This window comes from Halalkalibacterium halodurans (assembly GCF_004376175.1).
GTDB classification, from domain to species: domain Bacteria; phylum Bacillota; class Bacilli; order Bacillales; family Bacillaceae_D; genus Halalkalibacterium; species Halalkalibacterium halodurans.
In genome coordinates, this window is record NZ_SNUY01000094.1 from 1 (window position 1) to 6934 (window position 6934).

The window sequence follows — 6934 nt, forward strand, 5'->3', positions numbered from 1 at the left end:
TTTCTGGAATTGGGTGTCTGGTAACCTCAATTATCTACAGAAATCAGGGGGTGGCAATTTTTTTGCTTATAAAGCCCTCTAATATAGGATTTAATAACCTATTTCTATATAAAGTTTTGACAATACGAAAACTAACAAAAGGGTTATTCTATGATTCCCAGAAGAAGGGGAATGACGTTATCCTTGCTTTGGATATTGATCGTCTGCTCGCACCTTACTATGAAGCAGCAAACCTCCCACCGAAGAAACGGAGCTACGGCGGCTGGGAAGAACGGGAGATACGCGGACACTCCCTTGGACACTGGCTTTCGGCAGCTGCAGCAATGTATGAAACGACTGGAGATAAGGCGTTATTGGAGCGGATCGATCGTGCGGTTCAAGAGCTAGCCACTATCCAAGATGATGTGGGCTACGTGGGCGGAGTGAAACGCGCTCATTTTGACGAGATGTTTTCTGGAGAGTTTCAGGTAGGGCATTTTAACATTGCGGGTACATGGGTGCCTTGGTACAACCTTCATAAGCTGTTTGCCGGTCTGATTGATGTGCATCAGCTAACCGGACATTCACTCGCCCTAACAGTTGTAACCAAACTTGCTGACTGGGCAAAAAAAGGTACGGATCAGTTAACCGATGACCAGTTTCAGCGCATGTTGATTTGTGAACATGGTGGAATGAATGAAGCAATGGCCGATTTGTATACCCTTACAGGTCATAAGGATTACTTACAGCTCGCGATTCGCTTTTGCCATTGGGCGTTACTTGAGCCGCTCGCAAACGGTATAGATGAACTTGAAGGAAAGCATGCGAATACGCAAATTCCGAAAGTAATAGGCGCTGCGAAATTGTTCGAGATTACAGGCGATGATACGTACCGAGCGATCGCTGAGTTTTTTTGGCGCCAAGTCACAAACGATCGCTCCTACATCATAGGCGGCAATAGCAACAGTGAGCATTTTGGCCCGGCAAACAAGGAAACGCTAGGTGTGGAAACGGCCGAAACGTGCAATACGTACAATATGTTAAAACTAACGGAGCATCTGTTTCGCTGGAATCGCAGCTCTCAATTAATGGATTACTATGAAAAGGCTCTTTACAATCATATCCTTGCCTCGCAAGATCCTGATACAGGGATGAAAACGTATTTTGTCTCGTTACAACCTGGTCATTTCAAAGTGTACAGTTCGTTAGAAGAATCGTTTTGGTGTTGCTTCGGAACAGGCTTAGAAAACCCAGCTCGGTATACGAGAACGATTTATGATCGGGATGATCGCCATATTTATGTGAATTTGTTTATGGCTTCTGAGATTCATTTAAAAGACTTACAAGTCCAAATTCGTCAGGAAACAAATTTTCCGGAAACGGATCGAACAAAGCTTACGTTTGTGAAAGCAGATGGTGTACCGATAAAGCTCCATATTCGTGTTCCTGAATGGGTTGCAGGCCCTGTTACGGCTCGGATCAATGGAAAGGAAACCTTTTCTGAATCAGGGGCTGACTATTTAACAATCGAAAGAGAATGGCAAAAAGGGGACGAAATCGAAGTTCATTTGCCTATGGAACTCCGAATTTACGAAGCGAAGGATGATCCACATAAGGTTGGAATCATGTACGGGCCTATCGTGTTAGCAGGAACTTTCGGAAAGGATCATTTTCCAGAAACGGATATTGTCCCGAACCATTTAAGTTTACACAATCATCCGCTTATTGATGTTCCTACTCTTGTCGCTACGAAAAAAACGCCAGATCAATGGATTCATCCGGTGGAAGGAAGGCCACTTACGTTTCGCACGGCAGCTATCGGCCAACCAGGGAACGTGCAGATTACATTGATTCCTTTTTATGCTCTCCATCACGAGCGTTATACTGTTTATTGGAACTTGATGAGTGAGGTAGAATATGAAGCCTTTAAAGCGCGAAAAGAAGTAGAGAGTGATCGATTACAGGCACGTACAGTTGATGCGGTCCAGCCAGGTGAGCAACAGCCTGAAGTGGAACATCAATTAAAAGCGAATCATTCGGAAACCGGTTATCTGAATATTATGCAAAAACGGTGGCGTGATAGTCGAGGGGAAGATGGCTTCTTCTCCTATGTGATGAAGGTAAAACCAAATCAACAGATGTCTCTTCTCGTGACGTATTACGGTGGGGATCATGGTCTTTTCGTTGATGGGAAGTGGTGCGATCGCAGCTTTCGCATTCTCATTGACGAAGAAGTGATAAAAGAAGAACAGCTGTTAGGGAAAAATCCAGGCGAGACGCTAGATGTTTACTATCCGATTCCACTTGCGCTAACGGAAGGAAAGGAAGAGGTAGTCGTTACGTTCGCTTCAAAAGAAGGAACGGTGGCGGGTGGTGTTTACGGCGTCCGTATGCTATGTGATTGATGTTTATTAGGGTTTAATATAAGTGAAACAGAGTTGACTCAGTGACGAGTCAGCTCTTTTTGTTAATGTTTATGTTAATTAAGTTGGAAAGGTTAATGAAAATAATCAGCGTAGGTATTGCATAATCATAATGTTTCATATATTCTGATTATATTAAATAAAAACATAAATTAATTGATGTTTTTATGAACCTTTTAGGGAGTGAGGTGGTGTTGATACGCTTAGAAAAGGTTCAGTGATGTTTACTTTTGTAAGGGTTTTCACAAAAGAATAGGAGGTCATTTGTGAATGAAAAGAACAACCATGTATCGCTTGTTTATTGGATTTCTCCTTCTAGCTATCATGATTCCTACAGCGAGCTTAGCTCAATCAGGAGATCAAAAGGAGGCTCCTTCCTTTACGGAGGCGTCTGTTCACGATCCTTCTGTTATTAAAGTAGAGGATACATTTTATGTATTCGGTTCCCATTTGGCTGCAGCTAAAACAGGGGATTTAAGGAACTGGACACAAATCGCAACTCATGTTCATGAAGGTAATCCATTGATTCCGAACGTATTTGAGGAATTAGCCGAAGCGTTTGAATGGGCCAATAGCAATACCCTTTGGGCGGCAGATGTCATTCAATTAGAAGATGGGCGATTTTACATGTACTATAACGCTTGCCAAGGAGATGCGCCAAGGTCAGCACTTGGTGTCGCTGTAGCAGATGATATCGAAGGGCCATACGAAAACTTAGGGGTGTTTTTAAAGTCAGGGATGTGGGGAGAAGAAAGCCCAGATGGCACGATTTATGATGCCAATGTTCATCCGAACGCTATCGATCCCCATGTATTCTTTGATGAAGAAGGAAAGCTCTGGATGGTGTATGGCTCATACTCTGGGGGAATTTTTATTTTAGAGATGGACCCTAATACAGGCTTTCCATTGCCTGGCCAAGGGTATGGCACTCATTTAATGGGAGGAAACCATAGCCGGATCGAAGCGCCCTACATTCACTACGACAAAGAAACTGAGTATTATTACCTGTATGTCACATTCGGTGGGCTTGATTCAACCGGTGGCTATAACATGCGCGTAGCTCGCTCGAAGCAGCCGGATGGACCGTATGTGGATGGGGAAGGACATTTGATGAGCGAAGTAAGAGGAGCTCCGGGCACGCTTTTTGATGATGCCTCGATTGAGCCATATGGTGTGAAACAGATGGGGAACTTCTTATTCAAGCGTGAGTTAGGAGAGCGAGGAACAGGGAGCGGAACAGGATATGTCTCTCCAGGGCATAACTCCGTTTACTACGATGATGAGGTAGACAAGATCTTTTTATTTTTCCATACACGCTTTCCTGAGCGTGGAGAAGTACATGAAATTCGCGTCCATCAAACGTTTATGAATCGGAAAGGTTGGCCGGTTATCGCTCCTTATCGCTATACAGGGGAGTCGCTTGAAAAGGTAAAAGCCAAAGAAGTTATCGGTGACTATCAATGGATCAATCACGGAAAAGAGATTTCAGCTGAGATAAAGGAGTCGGTCACAGTTCGATTAGAGAAAAATCGTAAGGTCTTAGGCGATGTGACTGGGAAGTGGAAAAAAGTCGGGGATTATCATGTGGAGCTACAGATTGACGGAGAGACCTATTATGGTGTATTTCTCCGCCAATGGGATCCGGTAGCTGAACGTGAGGTCATGACATTTACTGCTCTTTCTGAAGAAGGGATTGCTATTTGGGGGAGTCAGTTAGAGGAAAAAACGGATAACGAGATCGTGGATGCGGTGTATGATGATTTAACTTTAGAAGGAACGATAATAAGTGATGTCGAACTGCCAACAAGAGGGATGCGGCAAACGACCATCGCTTGGTCGTCCTCTCATGAGGAGGTCCTTTCATCATCTGGTAAGGTGAATCGTCCTGAAATTGGGGAAGACGATGTGGTCGTGTCACTAACCGCTGCTATATCAAAAGGGAGTGCAGAGCGGATCAAAACGTTTGAGCTCGTTGTGCCTGGGCAAACGGAAGGCGGATTAGTTGCTCACTATCCTCTAAATGGGACGTTAGAAAATGCAGTGGATGATGCTCGATTTGGTTCTGGCACAGTAACGGGAAATCGCATTGACAATCCAGGTGGAACGATTGCGTTTGAACAAGGGATAGACGGGGAGGCAGCTGTTTTTGACGGGACTACGGGCATCCGCCTACCAAATGGTCTCATATCAAGAAATACGTACACCGTCTCATTTTGGCTCAATCCTGAACATCTGACGGAGTTTACGACCGCTTTCTTCGCAGCAAGGTCAGAACATCATTGGCTTAGCTTCGTACCAAGGGGCCACAGTGGGGTGAACCATGATACGATGCTTTGGGCCGGTAGCGCTCAATGGTATGACGCAGGAACGGGAGTAAAGTTACCGGTTGGCGAATGGAGCCATGTTGCTTTCTCGGTAGATAACGGAGAGATCGTCATCTATCTGAACGGCGAGGAACGGTTTAGAGGGGAGAACTTCCCGAATCTCTTTACAACACCAAATGCATACTTCGCTTTGGGGGTTAATCATTGGGACGCGCCTTTTCAAGGAATGATAGATGAGCTGCGCATTTATGATGGAGTAGCTTTAACGAGAGAGGAGATCGTACATCTAGCCAAGCAAAAATAAGAAAGTAGGCTCGCTATGACGAACGTTCGTAGCGGGTCTTTTTACATTCAATTCACTTCAGTAAAGATTAAACGTAGAAGAAAAAACGGATTTTGGCGACAAGCTTTCTAAACATTTAAGAAGAGAATGCGATAGGCTTCTCTCATAAGAATTGGCGATTCTAGAAAAACGAGTTTCTTCAAAGAAAGTTTAAAGTCAAATAAGAGGTTTCGTGATAATCTGCATTTCTTCCTAAAAAGGGTGATTTTTGTTGTAAAATGTTACTGACGCCATATAAAGTCATGCGGAAGACGGGAAACTTTGTCCCGATATTGCTCCCTATTTTGTCCAAATGAAAGGGAAGCTTGGTTGTGCATCGCTTCCCTATTAATTACATATAAACTTGGTATTCTTCGTTCTTTCTCAAATTAAGTCGTATGCCCTCATCACCGATGGTCACATACCACTGTCTATCGAATTCGAGCTGACAAGGAAGGAAGACTCCTTCATCAAAACGCATATAAAATCGGGTTCCCTCATACAGGAAGCGGCCATATTCCCCTTTTACCAAAAGCCAACACTTCATAAGCTTAGAATAGGCGATAAACCGACATTCCCACATCAAGATAGTTCTCCTTCTATCACCTGTTTCACCATATGATCATCGATAATCCTGCGCTTATTCTGTGCCCCGTATAAAAGACTATGGGTACACACTTTGTTAATCAGCCGGGCGGAACCACTAGAAAAATTATAAATACAATCTACTGCCCCATCCGAAAAAATCTCCTGCTTCGCACCGGAATAGGACAGATGGCGCTTCATGTATTCCTTTGTCTCTGAACGGTCGTAATGAACCAGCTTGCACTGTAAGTCAATTCGCTGGCGGATCGCCGAATAAGACTGGAGCTTCAGGCGGTCCCAAAGTTCGTTTTGGCCGACCAGTATAAGGGCCATCGGGCTTTGAGCATCCATTTTAAAATTCAATAAGAACCGAACCTCTTCAAGCATTTCACGGTCCAGTAAATGGGCTTCATCCACTACTACAATCGGCTGAATACCATGGATTCCACGCATCAGTTCAATCTCTTTGTGGAGCTGCCTCTTCGCATCTCCTCGATAAAACTTAGATTCGCAGCCGAGCTGTTCAAGAACGCCTCTGTAAAAGTTCCTGGGCGTCAGCTTCGAATCGGAAATATATAAAAGCGAGAACTTGGAAGGATCCAGCCCATCCATAAACCGACGAATCGTGGTTGTTTTTCCTGTGCCGCAATCCCCTGTAACGACTCCAAATAGCTGGCGTTCCGCAGCGTATTCCAATCTGCCCAGTGTCTCTTCCAGCAGGTAGGAATTATATAGCTCTTCCGTTGGAATAGCCCGGGAAAAGGGTGTATGAGTTAATTCATAAAAAGCTTCAAACATAGCCGTTTTCCTCCTTCCTTACTCTCCGGTAGGAGACGGCAGGGGCTTGAATCTGTTTCCGTTCTTCCAGTTTTTGTTCAGCTCCCTGTAGTAATCGGGAGTGGTCTGTTTCCTGGATCAGAAGGTGATCCGGCAGAACTGGTCTTTTGCCTGCGCGCTCTCCGATCTCCAGTTCTCTTGCTTTCCACGGAGAATGCCCTTCATATTCAATGGTTACTTCTGAAATGTCCGCCAGGTCATAAACCACTTGTACCTTCCTGCCAATAAACAAGAGACCCACTTCGTATTTCTTGCCCATAAAGCTGATACAGCCTGCTTTATCTACTTTTCTTTCTTCGCAATGCAAAAAGGCATTGGCCAGTACATCCACCTCAGGGAAACGAAGCGTTTTGGAATCGGACCGGAACGCAGCTTCAGGACTGGCTGCGTCCAAAGCAGAGTGGGGTTTATTCTGATAACATTCACTCAGCCAGGCCTGGAAGAGATGGTTAAACTGATCCAAT

Annotated in this window: 4 protein-coding genes; 2 read left to right on the top strand and 2 right to left on the bottom strand. The window is 44.6% G+C overall.

Going from position 1 to position 6934, the window contains the following annotated elements; all coding sequences use genetic code 11:
* Window positions 1-116 precede the first annotated feature (116 nt).
* Both E2L07_RS19210 and E2L07_RS21570 read left to right on the top strand, forming a co-directional pair.
* Window positions 117-2384: a glycoside hydrolase family 127 protein gene (locus E2L07_RS19210; protein WP_134230382.1), complete on the top strand. Its 2268-nt coding sequence runs from the start codon at window positions 117-119 to the stop codon at window positions 2382-2384.
* Between the two features lie 288 nt (window positions 2385-2672).
* A complete protein-coding gene (locus tag E2L07_RS21570) occupies window positions 2673-5030 on the top strand; it encodes an arabinan endo-1,5-alpha-L-arabinosidase AbnB (RefSeq protein ID WP_134230380.1) in 2358 nt (785 codons plus the stop codon).
* Window positions 5031-5630: 600 nt separating this feature from the next.
* On the opposite strand, the gene E2L07_RS19220 is transcribed toward E2L07_RS21570, so the two are convergent.
* A complete protein-coding gene (locus E2L07_RS19220; RefSeq protein WP_134229027.1) occupies window positions 5631-6431 on the bottom strand; it encodes an ExeA family protein in 801 nt (266 codons plus the stop codon).
* A partial coding sequence (locus E2L07_RS21390; RefSeq protein WP_243855002.1) for a Mu transposase C-terminal domain-containing protein occupies window positions 6424-6934 on the bottom strand: 511 nt, incomplete at its 5' end. The genes E2L07_RS21390 and E2L07_RS19220, both read right to left, overlap by 8 nt.

Excerpts from the sequence above, each read along its gene's own strand:
- E2L07_RS21570 (WP_134230380.1), top strand. The coding sequence starts at position 2,673 with ATGAAAAGAACAACCATGTATCGCTTGTTTATTGGATTTCTCCTTCTA.
- E2L07_RS19220 (WP_134229027.1), bottom strand. The coding sequence starts at position 6,431 with ATGTTTGAAGCTTTTTATGAATTAACTCATACACCCTTTTCCCGGGCT.